This is a genomic window from Streptomyces sp. NPDC057302 (assembly GCF_042667685.1).
GTDB lineage: Bacteria > Actinomycetota > Actinomycetes > Streptomycetales > Streptomycetaceae > Streptomyces.
In genome coordinates this window covers 1-22,673 of the sequence record NZ_JBHUZJ010000114.1, presented here as the reverse complement: position 1 = coordinate 22,673, position 22,673 = coordinate 1, and the positions used below count along the sequence as shown (strand labels likewise).

General features: G+C 72.9%; 2 protein-coding genes. Both read left to right on the top strand.

The window, feature by feature from the left end; all coding sequences use genetic code 11:
- Positions 1-72 precede the first annotated feature (72 nt).
- The gene (locus ACFUPX_RS41135) at positions 73-15,813 is read left to right on the top strand and encodes an SDR family NAD(P)-dependent oxidoreductase (protein WP_383334320.1); all 15,741 of its coding nucleotides are present in this window, start codon (positions 73-75) and stop codon (positions 15,811-15,813) included.
- A 58-nt stretch (positions 15,814-15,871) separates the two neighbouring features.
- On the top strand, positions 15,872-22,673 hold a 6,802-nt coding region (locus ACFUPX_RS41130; RefSeq protein ID WP_383334318.1), incomplete at its 3' end, for an SDR family NAD(P)-dependent oxidoreductase.

Here is a 22,673-nt window from a genome sequence, read left to right as displayed (position 1 = left end):
GCCGCGTTCGAGGCGACCACGACTGATGGTGGGATGTCGGAGCTGGCGCAGCGTCTTGCGGGTCTGGATGAGGTGGAGCAGGAGCGGCAGCTCACTGAGCTGGTGCGTTATGAGGCTGCTGCGGTGCTGGGCCATGTGTCGGGTGATGCGTTCTCGGCGTCCCGTGCGTTTAGGGAGCTGGGTTTTGACTCGCTGACGGCGGTGGAGTTGCGTGCCCGGTTGAGCGAGGTCACGGGTGTCGCGTTGCCCGCCACGCTGGTCTACGACTACCCCAACGCGGCAGTCCTGGCCGCATACCTCCGCACCGAACTCTCCGGCGTGGTCCCCACCGCGTCGACTTCTCTGTCCGTGTCCAACGCGTCCGATGAGCCGATCGCGATCGTGGCGATGGCGTGCCGGTTCCCGGGCGGTGTGTCGAGCCCCGAGGACCTGTGGGACATAGTCCTGTCGGGCGGGGACGCGGTGTCGGACTTCCCGAACGACCGAGGCTGGGACCTGGAGGCGCTGTACGACCCCGACCCGGACGGAGTGGGAACCTCCTACTCACGCTCGGGAGCCTTCCTCTCAGAGGTAGGCGCATTCGACCCGGCGTTCTTCGGGATCTCGCCGCGTGAGGCCCTGGCGATGGACCCCCAGCAGCGCCTGCTCCTGGAGACCTCGTGGGAGGCCTTCGAGCGGGCCGGCGTCGACCCGGCGTCGCTGCGCGGCGAGCGCGTCGGCGTCTTCGTCGGCTCGAACATGCAGGACTACGGATGGGTGCTGGGCGCGGCTGCCGACGACATGGGCGGCTACGTGGCGACCGGCAACGCCGCCAGCGTGGCCTCCGGCCGCCTCTCGTACACGTTCGGTCTCGAAGGCCCCGCGGTGACGGTGGACACGGCATGCTCGTCGTCGCTGGTCGCCCTGCACCTGGCGGTGCAGGCCCTGCAGAGGGGCGAGTGCGAGCTGGCCCTGGCCGGTGGCGTGACGGTGATGTCGACGCCGACCTCCTTCGTCGAGTTCAGCCGCCAGCGCGGTCTCGCTGAGGATGGTCGCTGCAAGGCGTTCGCGGCCGGTGCTGATGGCACGGGCTGGGGCGAGGGCGTGGGCATGCTGTTCGTCGAGCGGCTCTCGGACGCGCAGCGCAACGGTCACCAGGTGCTCGCGGTGGTGCGGGGTTCGGCGGTGAACCAGGACGGCGCGTCCAACGGGCTTACGGCCCCGAATGGTCCCTCGCAGCAGCGCGTCATCCGTCAGGCGCTGGCGAGCGCGGGTCTGACCTCGGCCGACGTGGACGTGGTCGAAGCCCACGGCACAGGTACGAAGCTGGGCGACCCGATCGAGGCCCAGGCGCTCCTCGCCACCTATGGTCAGGACCGACCGGCCGACCGGCCGCTGTGGCTGGGCTCGATCAAGTCGAACCTTGGTCACACGCAGGCCGCCGCGGGTGTGGCGGGCGTGATCAAGATGGTCATGTCGATGCGACACGGCGTACTGCCCAAGACGCTGCACGTGGACGAGCCGTCGCCGCACGTCGACTGGTCCGCGGGCGCGGTGGAGTTGCTCACCGACGAGCGCGAGTGGCCCGCGGCGGACCGGCCGTGGCGGGCGGGTGTGTCGTCGTTCGGTTTCAGCGGCACCAACGCGCACACCATCATCGAGCAGGCCCCCGCAGTAGAGCAGGAGGAAACTCCGGAACCGGTGCGCGACGGTCTGGTGCCGTGGGTGCTTTCGGCGCGCAGCCCCGAGGCGCTGCGGGAGCAGGCCGCACGGCTCAAGTCCTTCGTGGACGAGGCGTCGGATCTCTCCGTGGCGGAGGTGGGCCGTGCGCTGGTGTCCTCGCGCGGGATGCTTGAGCACCGTGCGGTGGTGGTCGGCGCCGACAGGCCGGAGCTGCTGTCCGCGTTGACCGCTGTGGCCGAGGGCCGGGCGACCGGTGCGGTGGTCACGGGCGTGGCTGATGAGCCTGGCCGGGTGGGTTTCCTGTTCTCGGGTCAGGGTTCGCAGCGGCTCGGCATGGGCCGTGAACTGGCAGCTCGTTTCCCGGTGTTCGCCGATGCTCTGGACGAGGTCCTTGGCGCGTTCGACCCACAGGTGCGCGAGGTCCTCTTCGGTGAGGACGCCGACGCGCTGAACGAGACCGGAGTGACGCAGCCCGCGCTGTTCGCCGTCGAGGTAGCGCTCTTCCGGCTTCTGCAGTCGTGGGGCGTGCGTCCCGACGTCCTGGCCGGGCACTCCATCGGAGAGCTGGCGGCGGCCCATGTGGCCGGTGTCTGGTCGCTGACGGACGCCGTGAAGGTGGTGTCGGCGCGTGCCGGCTTGATGCAGGCGCTGCCCTCGGGTGGCGCGATGGTCGCGATCCAGGCGACCGAGGCGGAAGTCGCATCCGACCTCCCTGAGACCGTGGGCATTGCTGCGGTCAACGGCCCGAACTCGGTGGTCATTTCCGGCGTCACCTCCGATGTTGAGGCGGTTGCGGAGAGGTGGCGTGAGGCGGGCCGCAAGGTGTCGCGTCTCAAGGTCAGTCACGCGTTCCATTCGCCGTTGATGGACCCGATGCTGGAGGACTTCCGCCGGGTTCTGGATGGTGTGTCGTACGAGGCCCCGGCCATCCCGATCGTGTCGACCCTGACCGGCGTCCGTGCGACGGCCGAAGAGCTGACGTCGCCGGAGTACTGGGTGCGCCATGTACGTGAGTCGGTGCGGTTCGCCGATGCCGTGGGCACGCTCGTGGACGAGGGCGTGGCGGCGTTCGTCGAGGTCGGCCCTGGTGGGACGCTCTCCGCGCTGGGCCAGGAGTCCGCGCCGGACGCAGGCTTCGTGCCGGTGCTGCGGAACGACCGCCCGGAGGCTGTGGCCGCTACGACCGCCGCTGGACAACTGCACGTGCGTGGCGTCCGAGTGGACTGGGAGGTGTTCTTCGCCGGGCGCGGTACCCGGCACGTGGATCTCCCGACGTACGCCTTCCAGCGCGAGCGCTTCTGGCCCGACGTGCAGCCGATGATCGGAAACGTCGCGGCGGCCGGACTCGGTGCCGCCGAGCACCCGTTGCTCGGCGCGACCGTCACCCTCGGCGGCACGGACGGCGTCCTGCTGACCGGCCGGTTGTCGGTCCAGACCCACCCGTGGCTGGCCGATCACGAGATCATGGGATCGGTGCTGCTGCCCGGCACGGCGTTCGTCGAGCTTGCGGTACGCGCCGGTGACCAGGTCGGGTGCGACCTGGTCGAGGAGCTGACCCTGGAAGCACCCCTCGTCCTGCCCGAGAACGGCTCGGTGCGCGTACAGGTGTGGGTCGGGGCGGCGGACGATGCGGGCCGGCGCGAGCTGACCTTCCACTCCAGCGTGGGTGACTCCGACGACGGCCGTTCGTGGACCCGGCACGCCACCGGTCTGCTGGGGGCGGGCGGACGCTCCGTCGGGGCTCCGCTGACCGAGTGGCCGCCCGCAGGAGCGGAGGCCGTGGATCTGGACGGCTACTACGACCGCATGGTCGCGGGTGGCTTCGGCTACGGGCCTGTCTTCCAGGGGCTGCGATCGGCTTGGCGCAGCGGCGACGAGATGTTCGCCGAGGTCGCCCTGCCGGAGGGTGTCAAGGCTGAGGGATTCGGTCTGCACCCGGCGCTGTTGGACGCGACGCTGCAGGCCATCGGGCTGATGGGCGAGGCCGACGCTCCCGGCAAGCTGCCGTTCGCGTGGTCGGGCGTGCGGCTGCACGCCTCGGGTGCGACGGCGCTGCGGGTGCGACTTGCGCCTACCGGCGCGGACGGCGTGGCACTGACGGTCGCGGACGGCTCCGGTGCTCCGGTGGCCACGATCGACTCCCTGGTGCTGCGCCCGGCCGCACCTGTCGAAGCCGTCGGCAACGACCGCGACGACGCGCTGTTCGGCGTCGACTGGGTGTCGGTGCCGCTGCCCGGGGACGATGCCCCGACGGTTGAATGGACCACCCTGGAGGCGCTTGCGGAGTCGGCTGAGGTGCCTGACTTCGTCGTTCTGCCGTGCCCGGCCACCGCCGGTTCCGACCTGGCCGCCGACACGCACGAGACGGCCCACGAGGTCGCGCACTGGGCCCTGAACGCGGTCCAGTCCTGGCTCGACGACGACCGGTTCGCCGCATCGCGCCTGGTCATCGTCACCAACGGCGCGACAGCCACCACCGCCGATGAAGACGTACGAGACATCGCCCAGGCGGCGGTGTGGGGTCTGGTCCGGTCCGCTCAGTCGGAGAACCCGGACCGGATCGTGCTGGTCGACCTCGACGACGAGTCGGCCTCTCTCGACGCACTGCCGTCCGCGCTGGCAACGGGCGAGCCGCAGTTGGCCCTGCGTTCGGGCGCGGCCAGTGCGCCGCGCCTGGTCAGGGCCCGGCAGTCCGTGGTCGACGACCCCGGTTTCGGCTCGGGCGCGGTGCTGATCACCGGCGCCACGGGCACGCTGGGCGGTCTCGTGGCCCGGCACCTGGTCACGGAACGAGGCGTGCGCAACCTGCTGCTGGTCAGCAGGCGCGGCGCTGCCGCCGAGGGTGCCGATGAGCTGCGTGCCGAACTGGAGGCGCAGGGCGCCGAGGTGACGTACGCGGCATGTGACGTGGCCGACCGCGAGGCCCTCAGGGACCTGCTCGCCGAGCATGACGTCTCCGCCGTGGTGCACACGGCAGGTGTGCTGGACGACGGCACGATCGGCTCGCTGACTCCGGAGCGGATCGACACCGTGTTCCGGCCCAAGGTCGACGCGGCCTGGCACCTGCACGAGCTGACCCGCGAACTGGGTCTGGACCTCTCCGCGTTCGTGCTGTTCTCGTCCGCCGCCGGTGTGTTCGGTGGCGCGGGGCAGGGCAACTACGCGGCGGCGAACGCCTTCCTGGACGCCCTCGCCCAGCACCGTCGCGCGACCGGCCGGGCCGCGACCTCGCTCGCGTGGGGCCTGTGGGCCTCGGGTGGCGGTATGGCCGGCAGCCTCGACGAAGCCGACGTACGGCGCATCACCAGCGGTGGCGCGATCCCGATCGGCGCGGCCCAGGGTCTGGCGCTGTTCGACGCGGCGGGCTCCACCGGCCGCGCGCTCCTCGCCCCGGTTCCCCTCGATCTGACCGTGCTGCAGCGCCAGGCGCGCTCCCACCCCGTGGCACACCTCCTGCGCGGCCTGGTGCGCGGCACCGCGCGCAGGACCGTCGACCCCGCAGCCGCCCGGACCGCGCTCGCGCAGTCGCTGGCCGTCATGACCGAGGCCGAGCGGGAGAAGGCACTGCTCGACCTCGTCCGTACCCACGCCGCCGCGGTGCTCGGCCACAGCTCGGCGCACGCCGTCGCACCCGACCGCGCCTTCCGGGAGCTCGGCTTCGACTCGCTCAGCTCCGTCGAACTGCGCAACCACCTCAACGCGGCCACCGAGCTGCGCCTGCCCGCCACGCTGGTCTTCGACTACCCGAGCCCCGAGGCGCTCGCCGCGTTCATCGGCACGGAGTTCGCGGGCGCACCCGTCGTCGTGGCGCCCACCCGCAAGACCGGCGCCGTGACCGACGAGCCGATCGCGATCGTCGGCATGAGCTGCCGCTACCCCGGCGGGGTCAACTCGCCCGAGGACCTGTGGCGACTCGTGCTCAACGGCGACGACGCCATCAGCGAGTTCCCCGTCAACCGCGGCTGGGACCTGGAAGCGCTGTACGACCCGGACCCCGAGCACACGGGCACCTCGTACACCCAAGAGGGCGGCTTCCTGCACGACGCCGACCTGTTCGACCCGGCGTTCTTCGGGATCTCGCCCCGCGAGGCCCTGGCGATGGACCCCCAGCAGCGCCTGCTCCTGGAGACCTCCTGGGAGGCATTCGAGCGGGCCGGTATCGCACCGGAGACCGCGCGAGGCAGCGCGACCGGCGTGTTCGCCGGCGTGATGTACCACGACTACGTGGCGCGGCTGCGTGCCGTCTCGGAGGACGTCGAGGGCTACCTCGGCACCGGCGGGGCCGGCAGCGTCGCCTCCGGACGCGTCGCCTACGCGCTGGGTCTCGAAGGACCCGCCGTCACCGTCGACACCGCCTGCTCCTCGTCGCTCGTCGCCCTGCACTGGGCGATCCAGGCGCTGCGCCAGGGGGAGTGCTCGATGGCGCTCGCCGGTGGTGTCGCCGTGATGGCGACGGCCGGCACGTTCGTCGACTTCAGTCGCCAGCGCGGCCTCTCCGCCGACGGCCGGTGCAAGTCGTTCTCCGACGACGCCGACGGCACCGGCTGGGGCGAGGGCGTCGGCATGCTCCTCGTGGAGCGGCTCTCGGACGCCCGCCGCAACGGACACCCCGTCCTCGCCGTCATCCGTGGTTCCGCCGTGAACCAGGACGGCGCGTCCAACGGCCTGACCGCGCCGAACGGCCCCTCGCAGCAGCGCGTCATGCGCCAGGCCCTCGCGAGCGCGGGCCTGACCACGTCCGACGTGGACGCGGTCGAGGCGCACGGCACCGGCACCACGCTCGGCGACCCGATCGAGGCGCAGGCGCTCCTTGCCACCTACGGCCAGGACCGCACCGGTGAGCCGCTGTGGCTCGGCTCCATCAAGTCGAACATCGGCCACACCCAGGCCGCCGCCGGCGTCGCGGGTGTGATCAAGATGGTCATGGCGATGCGGGAAGGCGTGCTGCCGCAGTCCCTGCACGTCGGCGAGCCCTCGTCGAAGGTGGACTGGTCCGCGGGCGACGTCGAGCTGCTGACCGAAGCACAGGCGTGGCCGGAGACCGGTCGCGTGCGGCGGGCCGGTGTCTCGTCGTTCGGCGTGAGCGGAACGAACGCGCACACCATCATCGAGCACGTGCCGAGCCAGGACCACATCCCTGCCCCGGTCGACGGCGCCCTGCCGTGGGTGCTGTCCGGACGGAGCGCAAAGGCGCTGCGGGAGCAGGCGATCCGCCTGCGCGAGTACGTCGAGGGCGAACCGGAGACCGGCGCGCTGGACGTCGGCTACTCGCTGGCGACGACCCGTTCGGCCTTCGACCACCGCGCCGTCGTCGTGGGCGACGACCGCGCGGCACTCGTTGACGGGCTCACCGCCCTGGCCGAGGGACGGCCGTTCCCCGGCCTGGTCTCGGGGTCCGTCGCCGTGGGCGGTGTGGGTTTCCTGTTCTCGGGTCAGGGTTCGCAGCGGCTCGGCATGGGCCGTGAACTGGCTGCCCGTTTCCCGGTGTTCGCCGATGCTCTGGACGAGGTCCTTGGCGCGTTCGACCCGCAGGTGCGCGAGGTGTTGTTCGGCGAGGACGCCGACGCGCTGAACCAGACCGGGGTGACGCAGCCCGCGCTGTTCGCCGTCGAGGTCGCTCTCTTCCGCCTGCTGAAGACATGGGGCGTGCAGCCGGACGTACTGGCCGGGCATTCGATCGGTGAGCTGGCCGCCGCCCACGTGGCGGGTGTCTGGTCGCTGACGGACGCCGTGAAGGTGGTGTCGGCGCGTGCCGGGCTGATGCAGGAACTCCTCGCCGGTGGCGCGATGGTCGCGATCCAGGCCGCCGAGGCCGAGGTCGCCGCCGACCTGCCGGAGACCGTGGGCATCGCTGCGGTCAACGGCCCGAACTCGGTGGTCGTCTCCGGCGCCACCGCTGACGTGGAGGTGGTCGCCGAGCGGTGGCGCGAGGCGGGCCGGAAGGTCTCTCGCCTGAAGGTCAGCCACGCGTTCCACTCGCCGCTGATGGACCCGATGCTGGACGACTTCCGGCAGGTCCTTGAGAGCGTGTCGTACGAGGCTCCGGCCATCCCGATCGTGTCCACACTGACCGGCGCCCGCGCGACCGTCGAAGAGCTGACGTCGCCTGAGTACTGGGTGCGGCACGTGCGCGAGTCGGTGCGGTTCGCCGACGCCGTCGGCACGCTGGTGAACGACGACGTGACCACGTTCGTCGAGATCGGCCCCGGCGGGACACTCTCCGCGCTGGGCCAGGAGTCCGCGCCGGACGCAGGCTTCGTCCCGGTCCTGCGGAACGACCGGCCGGAAGAGACCGCGCTGGTCTCCGCCTTGGCTCAACTGCGCACGTGGGGCGCCCGGGTGGACTGGGAAGCCTTCTTCGCCGGTCGCGGCGCGCACCGCGTCGACCTGCCCACCTACGCCTTCCAGCACCAGCGCTACTGGCTGGACGCCGGGGTGGCCGCAGGCGACCTCGATGCCGCGGGCCTCGGCTCGGCCGGACACCCGCTGCTCGGCGCGCTCGTCGACACGGCCGATTCGGACGAGCAGCTCTTCACCGGCCGGTTGTCGGTGGCGACCCACCCGTGGCTGGCCGATCACGTGATCCAGGGCTCGATCCTGCTGCCCGGCACGGCGTTCCTCGAACTGGCGGTACGCGCCGGTGACCAGGTCGGATGCGATCTGGTGGAGGAGCTGACGCTGGAGGCGCCCCTGGTGGTGCCCGAGCGCGGTGGCGTACGGGTGCAGGTGCAGATCGGGGCGCTGGACGAGTCCGGTCGGCGTTCGGTGACGGTGCACGCGCAGGACGACGACGGTGAACTGTGGGTGCGGCACGCGAGCGGTGTGCTCGTCGCCGGCACCGAGGCACCGTCGGCCGACGTCGGCGCCTGGCCGCCGGCCGGGGCGCAGGCCGTCGACCTGGACGGGCTCTACGACCGGATGGCGGACGGCGGTTTCGGCTACGGGCCGGTGTTCCAGGGGCTGAGGGCCGCCTGGCGCAAGGGCGACGAGGTGTTCGCCGAGGTCACGCTGCCGGACGGTGCGGGCGTGGACGGCTTCGGCCTCCACCCGGCGCTCCTTGACGCCTCGCTGCACGCCATCGGACTGATGGGTGGGACGGACGGCCCCGGCAAGCTGCCGTTCTCGTGGTCGGGTGTGCGACTGCACGCCTCGGGCGCGACGGTACTGCGGGTGCGGTTGACGCCCGCCGGTTCGGACGGGGTGGCGTTGGCGGTCGCGGACGGCTCCGGTGCCGCCGTGGCCACGATCGACTCGCTGGTGCTGCGCCCGGTGACGGCGGCGACGCTGTCGCGGCAGGGCCTGGAGTCGCTGTTCCGCCTGGACTGGGTGGCTGCCGCTGTGCCGGCCGGGAGCGCCGGTCCGGTGGCGGAGTTCGCGGACTGGGCCGCCGTGCGCTCGGCGCTCGACGCGGGGGAGTCGCTGCCGGATCACGTCGTGGTGCGGTGCGCCGAGTCCCGTGACGCGGACGGTGTGCGCTCTCGGACGCTGAGCGCCCTGGAGCTGGTGCAGGGCTGGCTGACCGACGACCGGTGCGTGGCATCGCGTCTTGTCCTGGTGACCAGTGGTGCCGTGGCGGTGGGCCCGGAGACCGACGTGACGGACCTGGCGGCCGCCGCGGTGTGGGGTCTGGTGCGGTCCGCCCAGCTGGAGGACCCGGATCGCCTCGTCCTCGTGGACGTCGACGACGAGGACGGCTGGCGGTCGGCGCTCACGACCGGGGAATCCCAGGTCGTCGTGCGGGACGGACGGGTCTTCGTGGCCCGCCTCGCACGGGTGCGGCCGGAAGCGGCCGACACCGAAGCGGCGTTCGGCCCGGAGAGCTCGGTCCTGGTGACCGGCGCCTCGGGCGCGCTGGGCGGTCTCGTCGCCCGGCACCTCGTGGCCAGGCACGGCGTCGGGCGTCTGGTGCTGGCCAGCAGGCGCGGATCGACGGCGGAAGGCGCCGAGGAACTGCGCGCCGAACTGGTCGCGCAGGGCGCCGACGTGACGTTCGCGGCCTGTGACGTCGCGGACCGCGAGGCCCTCCAGGACCTCCTTATCGAGCACCCCGTGACCGCCGTCGTGCACACCGCCGGTGTGCTGGACGACGCCACGATCGGCTCACTGACCCCGGACCAGGTCGACACCGTGTTCCGGCCCAAGGTCGACGCGGCCCGCAACCTGCACGAACTGACCGGCGAACTGGGCCTGGACCTGTCCGCGTTCGTCCTGTTCTCCTCGGTGGCGGGCACCCTGGGCGCGACCGGCCAGGCCAACTACTCGGCGGCCAACGCGTTCCTCGACGGCCTGGCCCGGCGCAGGCGCGCAGAGGGCCTGCCCGCGACGTCCCTCGCCTGGGGCCTGTGGGCCGACGGCATGGGTGCCAAGGTGGCGCAGTCCGAGACGAACGGCCTGTCCGCGGAGGAGGGCGTCGCGCTGTTCGACGCCGCTGTCTCCGGGACCGATCCGGTCGTCGTACCGATGCGCCTGGACCTGCGTGCCGTACGGGAACTCCCGGTGATCCCCCCGGTGCTCAGCGGCCTGGTGCGTACGACGACCCGCAGGGCGGCGGAGACCGGAAGCGATCCCGCAGCGGCGCTCCGCGACCGGCTCGCGTCGCTGGCGGCCGACGAACGCGAGCGGGTGCTCCTCGACCTCGTGCGCACCCAGGCCTCCGCGGTGCTCGGCCACGCGGGTCCCGAGGCGGTCTCGCTCGGCCAGGCATTCACCGAGCTGGGCTTCGACTCACTGACCGCCGTCGACCTGCGCAACCGGCTCAACCTGGCCACGGGCCTTCGCCTGCCCGCCACGCTGGTCTTCGACTACCCGACGCCCGCGGCGCTCGCCGAGTTCATCGGCACCGAGTTCGCCGGAGCGTCCGCCGCCGCGGCGCCCGCCGTCACGGTCGTGGCCGCGACCGACGAGCCGATCGCGATCGTCGGCATGAGCTGCCGCTACCCCGGTGGCGTCCGCTCGCCGGAGGACCTGTGGCGACTGGTCTTCGACGGAGCCGACGGCATCACGCCGTTCCCGACCGAACGCGGCTGGGACGTCGAGGCGCTCTACGACCCCTCGGGCGAACGCGACGGCAGCTCCTACACCCGTGAGGGCGGCTTCCTGCACGACGCCGACCTGTTCGACCCGATGTTCTTCGGGATCTCGCCCCGCGAGGCCCTGGCGATGGACCCCCAGCAGCGACTGCTCCTGGAAACCTCCTGGGAGGCCTTCGAGCGGGCCGGCATCGACCCCAAGTCGCTGCGGGGCAGCGCGACCGGCGTGTTCGCCGGTGTCATGTACCACGACTACGCCTCCCAGCTGCACGGCGTGTCGAAGAGCACCGAGGGCTTCCTCGGTACCGGCAACGCGGGCAGCGTCGCGTCCGGCCGCGTGTCCTACACGTTCGGCCTCGAAGGCCCCGCGATGACCGTGGACACGGCGTGCTCGTCCTCGCTCGTCGCACTGCACCTGGCGGCGCAGGCACTGCGGTCGGGGGAGTGCTCGCTGGCGCTCGCGGGAGGCGCCACGGTCATGGCGACGCCCGGCGCGTTCGTCGACTTCAGCCGCCAGCAGGGCCTGTCGTCCGACGGCCGCTGCAAGTCCTTCTCCGCCGACGCCGACGGCACCGGCTGGGGTGAGGGCGTCGGAATGCTCGTACTGGAACGTCTCTCGGACGCCCGGCGCAACGGCCACCAGGTGCTCGCGGTGGTCAGCGGTTCCGCGGTGAACCAGGACGGCGCGTCCAACGGCCTGACCGCCCCGAACGGTCCCTCGCAGCAGCGGGTCATCCGTCAGGCGCTCGCCAGCGCGGGTCTGACCCCGTCCGACGTGGACGCGGTCGAGGCGCACGGCACCGGCACCACGCTGGGTGACCCGATCGAGGCGCAGGCGCTGCTCGCCACCTACGGGCGGGACCGCGCGGGTGAGCCGCTGTGGCTCGGCTCGCTGAAGTCCAACATCGGTCACACGCAGGCCGCCGCCGGTGTGGGCGGCGTCATCAAGACGGTGATGTCGCTGCGGCACGGTGTGCTGCCCAAGACGCTGCACGTCGGTCAGCCCTCGCCGCACATCGACTGGTCGGCGGGCGCCGTGGAGCTGCTGACCGAGGCCAAGGCGTGGCCGCAGGCGGACCGGCCCCGACGGGCGGGAGTTTCGTCCTTCGGATTCAGCGGCACCAACGCGCACGTCATCATCGAGTCCCCGGCGGACGTCGACGCGACGGAGGTCTCCGAGGCACCTGAGGCGCCCGCCGGTCCATGGCTGCTGTCCGGCCGCACCGAGAGCGCCCTGCGCGACCAGGCGGCGCGGCTGCGCGACCACCTGACCGCGCGGCCCGACTCCGACCCCGTGGAGGTCGCCCGTGCGCTCGCGACCTCGCGGGCCGGGTTCGAGCACCGACTCGCCGTCGTCGGACGGGACTTGGCCGACCTGACGGCCGGGCTCACCGACGCCGTCGCGGGACGGCCCGGGAGTGGAGTCGTACTGGGTGTCACCGATGAGCACCGGGTGGGTTTCCTGTTCTCGGGGCAGGGTTCGCAGCGGCTCGGGATGGGCCGTGAACTGGCCGCCCGTTTCCCGGTGTTCGCCGAGGCCCTGGACGAGGTCCTTGACGCGTTCGACCCGCAGGTGCGTGCGGTGTTGTTCGGTGAGGACGCCGATGCGCTGAACGAGACCGGTGTGACCCAGCCCGCGCTGTTCGCCGTCGAGGTAGCGCTCTTCCGGCTTCTTGAGTCGTGGGGCGTACGCCCTGACGTGCTGGCCGGGCATTCGATCGGTGAACTGGCGGCGGCCCACGTGGCCGGTGTCTGGTCGCTGGCCGATGCCGTGAAGGTGGTGTCGGCGCGAGGCGCGCTGATGCAGGCGCTGCCGACCGGTGGCGCGATGGTCGCGATCCAGGCGACCGAGGCCGAGGTCGCGTCCGATCTGCCGGAGACCGTCGGTGTCGCCGCGGTCAACGGCCCGACGTCGGTGGTCGTCTCCGGTGCCACCGCCGACGTGGAGGCGGTCGCCGAGCGGTGGCGCGAGGCAGGCCGCAAGGTGTCGCGTCTCAAGGTCAGCCATGCCTTCCACTCGCTGCTGATGGACCCGATGCTCGACGACTTCCGCCGCGTGCTCGAAGAGGTGTCCTACGAGGCGCCCGCGATCCCGATCGTGTCCACACTGACGGGCAGGCAGGCCTCCGCACAGGAGCTGGGCTCGGCGGAGTACTGGGTGCGGCACGTGCGCGAGTCCGTGCGGTTCGCCGACGCCGTGGCCGACATGGGCGCGGACGTCCTCGTCGAGGTCGGCCCCGGTGGCGTGCTGTCGGCCCTTGGGCAGGAGTCCCTGCCGGACGCGGCCTTCGTGCCGGTGCTGCGCGGCGACCGGGCCGAGGAGGGTGCCCTCATGACGGCGCTCGCCGAACTGCACGTGCGAGGCGTGCGCGTCGACTGGGCCGCGTACTTCGAAGGCAGCGGCTACGGAGTCGAGCTGCCGACGTACGCCTTCCAGTACCAGCGGTTCTGGCCCGACACGAGCGTGCGGCCCACCACCGACGCGACCGGGCTCGGGCTCGGATCCGCCGACCACCCGCTCCTGGGCACGGCGGTCGCGCTCGCGGACGAGGACGCCGTCCTGTTCACGGGCAGGCTGTCGCTGCGTACGCATCCGTGGCTCGCCGAGCACGCGATCATGGGTTCGGTGCTGCTGCCCGGCACGGCCTTCGTCGAGCTTGCGGTACGCGCCGGTGACCAGGTCGGTTGTGCCTCGGTGGAGGAGCTGACGCTGGAGGCGCCGCTGGTGCTTCCCGAGCACGGCGGGGTGCAGGTCCAGGTACGGGTCGGCGCACCGGACGAGTCCGGCCGGCGCCCGATCGTGGTCCACGCACGGGACGAGAGCGGCGACCTGGCGTGGGCCCGGCACGCGAGCGGTGTCCTCGCCGACGACGGCGGCGATCCCGCCGATCTCGGCGCATGGCCGCCGGTGGGCGCGGAGACCGTGGAACTGGACGGTTTCTACGACGGCATGGCCGACGGCGGCTTCGCCTACGGCCCGGTGTTCCAGGGCCTGCGGTCGGTGTGGCGCAGCGGGGACGAGGTGTTCGCCGAGGTCGAACTGCCGCAGGACACCGCGGTCGCCGGGTTCGGCGTGCACCCGGCGCTCCTCGACGCGGTGCTGCACACGGTGGCGTTCGGCGTGCTGCCCCCGGTCGAGCACGGACGGCTGCCGTTCGCGTGGACGGGGGTGCGCCTGCACGCCGAGGGCGCGACGACGCTGCGGGTGCGGCTGACCGCGGTGGGACCTGACGCGGTGGCCCTGGCCGTCGCCGATGGATCCGGGGCCCCGGTCGTGACCGTGGACTCGCTGGTGCTTCGCGCGGTGTCGCCGGGTTCGCTGGGGACGGCACGCGGGCACGAATCGCTGTTCCGGCTCGACTGGGTGGCCGCTTCCGCGGCGGCGGGAAGCGCCGGTTCGGTGGCGGAGTTCGCGGACTGGTCGGCGGTGCGATCGGCCCTCGACGGGGGCGAGTCGCTGCCGGAGAACGTCGTGGTGCGGTGCGCGCGGTCCGGTGAAGTGGACGCGGGCGCGGTGCACCGGCAGGTGCACACCGCGCTGGAGCTGGTGCAGGGCTGGCTGGCCGACGACCGCTGCGAGGCGTCGCGTCTGGTGCTGGTGACCAGTGGCGCCGTGGCGGTGGGCGCCGAGGACGACGTGGCGGACCTGGCGTCGGCCGCGGTGTGGGGTCTGCTGCGCACGGCGCAGGCGGAGAACCCGGGCCGCTTCGTCCTGGTGGACGTCGACGACGAGGACAGCTGGAAGCCGGCTGTCGTGAGCGCGGAACCCGAGCTGGCCGTACGCGCCGGTGAGACGTTCGTGCCGCGGCTCGTGCGGACCCGTCCGGAAGCGGGGGAGGAGCGGGACTTCGGTGCCGGTCCGGTCCTTGTCACCGGGGCGAGCGGGATGCTGGGCGGTCTCGTGGCGCGGCATCTGGTCGTACGGCACGGGGTGCGGAAGCTGGTCCTCGCGAGCAGGCGGGGACAAGTGGGCGCACTGCACGATGAGTTGGTCGAGCTCGGCGCCGATGTCACCGCCGTCGCCTGTGACGTGGCGGACCGGGACGCGGTGGCGGCGCTCCTTGCCGAGCACCCCGTGACGGCCGTCGTGCACGTGGCGGGTGTCCTGGACGACGGTGTCATCGGGTCGCAGACCCCGGAGCGTGTCGACACGGTCTTTGGGCCGAAGGTCGACGCGGCCTGGAACCTGCACGAGCTGACCCGCGAACTGGGTCTGGATCTCTCCGCGTTCGTGCTGTTCTCGTCCGCCGCGGGCACGCTGGGCAATCCCGGTCAGGCCAACTACTCGGCGGCCAACGCGTTCCTGGACGCGCTCGCCCGGCACCGGCGGGCGCAGGGCCTGCCCGCGACGTCGCTCGCGTGGGGCCTGTGGGCCGGCGGGGACGGCATGGGTGCCCGGATGGCCGAGAGCGGGGCGGCGGGCCTGTCCGCCGAGGAAGGCATGGAGCTGTTCGACGCGGCGGCACTCGGCGACGACCCCGTCGTCGTACCGATGCGGCTCGACCTGCGGGCCGTGCGGCAACTTCCCGTGGTGCCGCCGGTGTTCAGCGCCCTGGTGCGGACAACGGCCCGCAGGGCCGCGGAGACCGGGGGCGACCCCGCCGCGGCGCTGCGGGACCGGCTCGCCGCGCTGCCGGTGACCGAGCGGACGTCCGCGCTGATGGACGTCGTATGCACGCATGTCGCGGCCGTACTGGCGCTTCCCGGCGCGGGAGCGGTCGACGAGCGGCGCGCGTTCACCGAGCTGGGCTTCGACTCGCTGACCGCGGTCGAGCTGCGCAACCGCCTCGGCGCGGCCACCGGGCTCCGGCTGCCCGCCACCGCGATCTTCGACTACCCGACCCCGCTCGACCTGGTCGGCCACATCGAGGACGCGCTCGTCGTGGAAGAGCCCGACGGGGTGGCGCCGCTGCTCGCCGAGCTGAGCCGCATCGAGTCGGGCCTCGCCTCCATCAAGCCCGGCGACGACGAGGACGACCGGGTCGGCGCCCGTCTTTCGGCGCTCCTCGCCGCGTGGCGCGACAACCGCGCCGACGCCGCGGCGCAGGCGTCCGACGACCTCGAAGCCGCCACGGACGACGAGGTGTTCGACCTGCTCGGCAAGGAGTTCGGCATCTCCTGACCTGCCAACCTCCCCCCGGCCACCGCACTTGCACGAACGTTCCCTGGAGTTGAGAACGATGGACAACGAGGACAAGCTCCGCTATTTCCTGAAGCGGGTCACCGCCGACCTGCGCGACACCCGCAGGCGCCTGCGCGAGGTCGAGGACGGTGAGCAGGAGCCGGTGGCGATCATCGGCATGAGCTGCCGCTACCCCGGCGACGTACGCTCCCCCGAGGACCTGTGGGAGCTGGTCGCGAACGGCCGCGACGGCGTGACGGCGTTCCCCGCCGACCGCGGCTGGGGCGACGTCGGGCTTTCCGACCCCGACGACCCCGACCGTGCGTTCCGCACCGAGGGCGGGTTCCTGCACGACGCTGCCGAGTTCGACCCCGGCCTGTTCGGGATATCGCCGCGCGAGGCCCTGGCGATGGACCCACAGCAGCGGCTGCTCCTTGAGACCTCCTGGGAGGCGTTCGAGCGGGCCGGGATCGACGCGTCGTCGCTGCGGGGCAGCAGGACGGGCGTGTTCGCCGGTGTGATGTACCACGACTACACGTCGCGGCTGCGGTCGGTGCCGGAGGGAGTGGAAGGCTTCCTCGGCACCGGCAGCTTCGGCAGCGTCGCATCCGGCCGCGTGTCCTACACGTTCGCCCTTGAGGGGCCCGCCGTCACGGTGGACACCGCCTGCTCGTCCTCCCTGGTCACGCTGCACCTGGCGGCCCAGGCGCTGCGGTCGGGCGAGTGCACGCTCGCCCTCGCGGGCGGTGTCACCGTGATGGCGACGCCGGACACGTTCATCGGCTTCAGCAAGCAGCGCGGCCTCGCGGCGGACGGCCGGTGCAAGTCCTTCTCCGAGGACGCCGACGGCACCGGCTGGGGCGAGGGCGCCGGCATGCTGCTCCTGGAGCGGCTTTCCGACGCCCGGCGAAACGGCCACACCGTCCTCGGGGTCGTGCGCGGTTCGGCGGTGAACCAGGACGGCGCGTCGAACGGCCTGACCGCGCCGAACGGTCCCTCCCAGCAGCGTGTGATCCGCCAGGCGCTGGAGAGCGCCGGACTGACCGCCGACCAGGTCGACGCGGTCGAGGCGCACGGCACCGGCACCACGCTGGGTGACCCGATCGAGGCCCAGGCACTCCTTGCCACCTACGGCCAGGACCGCGCCGCCGACCGGCCGCTGTGGCTCGGCTCGGTGAAGTCGAACATCGGTCACACCCAGGCCGCCGCGGGTGTCGCCGGGGTCATCAAGACGGTCATGGCGATGCGGCACGGCGTGCTGCCGCCGACCCTGCACGTCGGCGAGCGCTCGCGGCACGTCGACTGGTCGGTGGGCGCCGTCGAGCTGCTCACCGAGGCGCGGCCGTGGCCGGAGACGGGCCGGCCGCGCAGAACGGCGGTGTCGTCCTTCGGCATCAGCGGCACCAACGCCCACGTCGTCCTCGAACAGGCCCCGGCCGAAGACGCCGAGGACGAGCAGGGCGACGAGCCGAGCGGGCCCGCCGAGCTGGCCGACCCCGTACTGGCCGACGCCGTGCCATGGGTCCTCTCCGGCAACGACCCCGCCGCCCTGCGCGAGCGCGCCACCGCCCTCATCTCCCACCTGGACGGCCGGGACGAGACGCCGGTGGACATCGGCTACTCGCTCGCCGTGACCAGGACCGCGCTCGAGCACCGGGCCGCCGTCGTCGGCGCGGACCGCGCGGAACTGCTGTCCGGCCTCCAGGCCCTCGCCGACGGCGGCGAGGCACCGAACCTGGTGCGCGGCACGGTCGGTTCGCGCGGCAAGCTCGCGTTCCTGTTCAGCGGACAGGGCAGCCAACGGGCAGGCATGGGCCGCGAGTTGTACGCGGAGTTCCCCCTGTTCGCGCAGGCCATCGACGAGGTCTGCGCGGGCCTGGACCCGCACCTGGACCGGCCGCTGCGGGACGTGCTCTTCGCCGAGCCCGGCACCGAGGCCGCCGCCCTGCTCGACCTGACCACCTACACGCAGCCCGCGCTGTTCGCGATCGAGGTGGCGCTGTTCCGCCTCGTCACCGCGTGGGGCCTCACTCCGCAGTTCCTCGCGGGCCACTCAATCGGTGAACTCGCGGCGGCCCACGTGTCGGGCGTGTTCTCCCTCGCCGACGCCTGCACGCTGGTCGCCGCCCGCGGCAGGCTGATGGGCGCGCTGCCCGAGGGCGGCGCGATGCTGTCCCTTCGCGCGGACGAGGACACCGTCCGCCGCCTCGTCGCCGAGCACGGCGGCGGCTCGGTGGACGTCGCGGCCGTCAACGGCCCCGAGTCCACGGTGATCGCGGGCGACGCCGACCCCGTCGCCGCGATCGACGCCGCGTGGCGGCAGCGCGGCGGCAAGACCCGGTACCTGCGGGTCAGCCACGCGTTCCACTCCCCGCACGTGGACGCCGTCCTCGACGACTTCCGCGCCGTCGCCCGGACCCTCACCTACGGCACCCCGAAGATCCCGGTCGTCTCCACCCTGACCGGCGCCGTCCTGACCCCGGCGCAGGCGCGCGACCCGGAACACTGGGTACGCCACGTCCGCCAGGCGGTGCGGTTCCTCGACGGCGTACGGAGCCTGGGCGAGCAGGGCGTCACCCACTTCCTGGAGCTGGGCCCCGACGCGGTACTCACCGCTGCGGGCCGCGACTGCGCCGACGAGGGCGCGCTGCTGGTCGCCGGGGCGCGGGCGAACCGGCCCGAGAGCGCCACGCTCACCTCGGCGGTCGCCGCCCTGCACGTGCGGGGCGTCGCCCTCGACTGGCAGGCACTGTTCGCGGGCCGTGGCGCCCGGCAGACCGAGCTGCCCACCTACCCGTTCCAGCGCAGCAGGTACTGGCTCGACGTCGGCGCGCACGTGGGAGACGTGGCCTCGGTGGGCCTGCGCCCCGCCGACCACCCGCTTCTCGGCGCCGCGGTCACCCTGGCCGACGAGGAGGGAGCCCTGCTCACCGGCAGGCTCTCCCTGGCCACCCACCCTTGGCTGGCCGACCACACCGTCGGGGGCGTCATCCTCGTACCCGGCACCGCACTGGTGGAGCTGGCGATCAGGGCGGGCGACCAGGTCGGGCTCGACCACGTCGAGGAACTGACCCTGGCGGCGCCGCTGATCCTGCCGGCCGAAGGCGCGACCCGGCTCCAGGTGTCCGTCGGGGCCCCGGACGATTCGGGGCGCCGCGCGCTGAGCGTCTACTCACGCGCCGACGACGCGCCCGACGACCAGCCGTGGACACGGCACGCCTTCGGCACACTGGCGGTCGGCGCCGACGCTCCCGCCGCCGTGGGTGGCGACGGGGCCTGGCCGCCCGCCGGAGCCGAGCGGATCGACACCGAGGGACGCTACGACGACCTCGCCGCGTCCGGACTCGGCTACGGGCCCGCGTTCCGCGGCCTGCGCACGGCGTGGCGGCGGGGCGACGAGGTGTTCGTGGAGGTGGAGCTGCCCGACGAGGACAGCGCGGGCTCCTTCGGTCTGCACCCCGCGCTGCTCGACTCCGCGCTGCACGCCATCGGCCTCGGCGGCTTCGTCACCGACACGGAGCGGCTGCACCTGCCGTACTCCTGGCGCGGCGTGCGGCTGCACAGCAGTGGCGCGTCGGCGCTGCGGGGGCGTCTTTCCCCGGCGGGCGCCTCGGGCGTCGCGATCACCCTGACGGACGGCACGGGCGCCCCCGTCGCCTCCGTCGAGGAACTGTCGCTGCGGCCCCTGGCGGCGGACGGCCTCTCCGGCGACCGCCTCGACTCGCTCTTCCGGGTCGACTGGACGCAGGTGCGGCCCGCCGACTCTCCTTCGTCCCGCTGGGCGGTACTGGAGGACGCGGACCTGGCCACGCTGACGGAGGACGAGGTGCCGGACCTCGTGTTCGCCCCCGTGCCTCCGGCCGCGAACCCGGCGGAGGCGACGCACCGGGCGCTTGCCCTGGTGCGCGCCTGGCTCGCCGACGACCGCTTCGGCTCGGCACGGCTCGTGTTCGTCACCGGTGGCGCGGTGGCGGCAGGACCCGACGAGGACGTCACCGATTTGGTCAACGCCCCGGTGTGGGGCCTCGTGCGGGCGGCCCAGTCCGAGCATCCCGGCCGGTTCGTACTCATCGACACCGACACCGATATCGATTGGTCGGAGGCCGCAGCCCACACGCTGTCCGGTGCCGTCGAAACCGGTGAGCCCCAACTGGCCCTGCGGGCAGGCGAAATGCTCGCCCCAAGGCTCGTACGGGCCCGTCCCGCGACGGCGGATGAAAGCCTGGACTTCGGCTCCGGTCCGGTCCTTGTCACCGGGGCGAGCGGGATGCTGGGCGGTCTTGTGGCGCGGCATCTGGTCGTGCGGTACGGGGTGCGGAAGCTGGTCCTCGCGAGCAGGCGGGGACAAGTGGGCGCACTGCACGATGAGTTGGTCGAGCTCGGCGCCGATGTCACCGCCGTCGCTTGCGACGTGGCGGACCGGGACGCCGTGACCGCACTCCTCACCCAGCACCCCGTGACGGCCGTCGTCCACGCGGCGGGTGTCCTGGACGACGGTGTGATCGAGTCGCTGACCCCGGAGCGCGTCGACACGGTCTTTGGGCCGAAGGTCGATGCCGCCGGGCATCTGCACGAGCTGACCCGTGAACTGGGCCTGGATCTCTCCGCGTTCGTACTGTTCTCGTCCGCAGCGGGCACGTTCGGCAACGCCGGTCAGGCCAACTACTCCGCGGCCAACGCGTTCCTGGACGCGCTCGCCCAGCACCGGCGGGCGCAGGGCCTGCCCGCGACATCGCTCGCATGGGGCCTGTGGGCGGACGCCAGCGGCATGACCGACGAGCTGGCCGAGACCGACCGTGGCCGCCTCGCCCGCGCCGGCGTCACCGCACTGTCCGCCGAGGAAGGGCTGCGCCTCTTCGACGCGGCGCTCACGCTGCCGTCCGCCGTGGCCGTGCCCATGCGCCTCGACCTGGCCCCGCTGCGGGCCCGCCCCGAAGCCGTCCCCCCGCTGCTCCGCGCACTGGTGCGCACCGCCCGCCCCGAGGCCGCCAAGGCCGACGGAGGCCTGGCAGCGCGGATCTCCGCCCTGCCGCTGGACGAACGCCTCCCGGCGCTGCTCGACCTCGTACGCACCTGCGTCGCCGCCGTACTCGGCCACGCCTCCGGCGCCGCGGTGGAAGCCGAGCGGGCCTTCGACGAGCTCGGCTTCGACTCGCTGACCGCGGTGGAACTGCGCAACCGGCTCGACGCGGCCACGGGCCTGCGCCTGCCCGCCACGCTCGTCTTCGACTACCCGACGCCCCTGGCCCTCGCGAAGCACCTGCGCGCCACGCTGCTCGGCGACGACGAGACGCGGACGGCGACCGTCCGCACGGCCGCCGCCGACGACGAACCGATCGCCATCGTCGGCATGAGCTGCCGCTACCCCGGCGGAGTGCGCTCGTCGGAGGACCTGTGGCGCCTGGTCGCCGAGGGCCGCGACGCCGTGTCCGACTTCCCCGACAACCGGGGGTGGGACGTCGAGGCGCTCTACGACCCCGACCCCGAGAACACCGGCACCAGCACCGTCAGGTCGGGCGGCTTCCTCCACGACGCCGCCGAATTCGACCCCGCGTTCTTCGGCATGTCCCCCCGCGAGGCACTCGCGGTCGACCCGCAGCAGCGGCTGCTCCTCGAAACGTCCTGGGAGGCGTTCGAGCGGGCCGGAATCGACCCGAAGTCCCTGCGGGGCAGCGCGACCGGTGTGTTCGCGGGCGTCATGTACAACGACTACGCCGCCCGGCTCGGCCGCTCCCCGGAGGGCTTCGAGGGCCAGCTCGGCGTCGGCAGCTCGGGCAGCGTCGCATCCGGCCGCGTCTCCTACGTGTTCGGCCTCGAAGGCCCCGCGGTGACCGTGGACACGGCGTGCTCCTCGTCGCTGGTGTCGATGCACCTGGCGGCCCAGGCGCTGCGCTCGGGCGAGTGCACGCTGGCCCTCGCGGGCGGTGTGACGGTGATGGCGAGCCCGGCGACCTTCGTGGAGTTCAGCAGGCAGCGCGGCCTGGCCCCGGACGGCCGCTGCAAGGCGTTCTCCGACAGCGCCGACGGCACAGGCTGGGGCGAGGGCATCGGCATGCTGGTCCTCGAACGCCTCTCGGACGCCCAACGCAACGGCCACCGCGTCCTCGCGGTGGTGCGGGGTTCCGCGGTGAACCAGGACGGCGCGTCCAACGGCCTCACCGCGCCGAACGGTCCCTCGCAGCAGCGCGTCATCCGCCAGGCCCTGGCCAACGCGGGCCTGACCCCGTCCGACGTGGACGCGGTCGAGGCGCACGGCACCGGCACCACCCTCGGCGACCCGATCGAGGCGCAGGCGCTCCTTGCCACCTACGGCCAGGACCGCGCCGGTGAGCCCCTGTGGCTCGGCTCGCTGAAGTCCAACATCGGCCACACGCAGGCGGCGGCCGGTGTGGGTGGCGTGATCAAGATGGTGATGGCGCTGCACCACGGCGAACTGCCGAAGACGCTGCACGTCACCGAGCGCTCCCCGCACGTGGACTGGTCGGCGGGCGAGGTCGACCTGCTGACGGAGACCCGGCCGTGGCCGGCCCATGGCCGGCCGCGCAGGGCGGCAGTGTCGTCGTTCGGCGTGAGCGGGACGAACGCGCACACCATTCTTGAGCAGGCACCCGACGAGACCGACGAGACCGACGAGATCGACGAGACTCCGGCTGCTTTGCCGTCGGCGTCCGGGCCGGTTCCGCTGGTGTTCTCCGCGCGAACGGAGGGCGCGCTGCGGTCCTACGCTGCCCAACTGGCCCCCGTCATCGGAGACATGGCGCCTGGCGACGCAGCCGATGCCTTGCTGTCACGGTCGGTGTTCGATCATCGGGCTGTGGTGGTGGCGGGTGGTGCGGATGCGTTGTCGGCGGTGGCTGGTG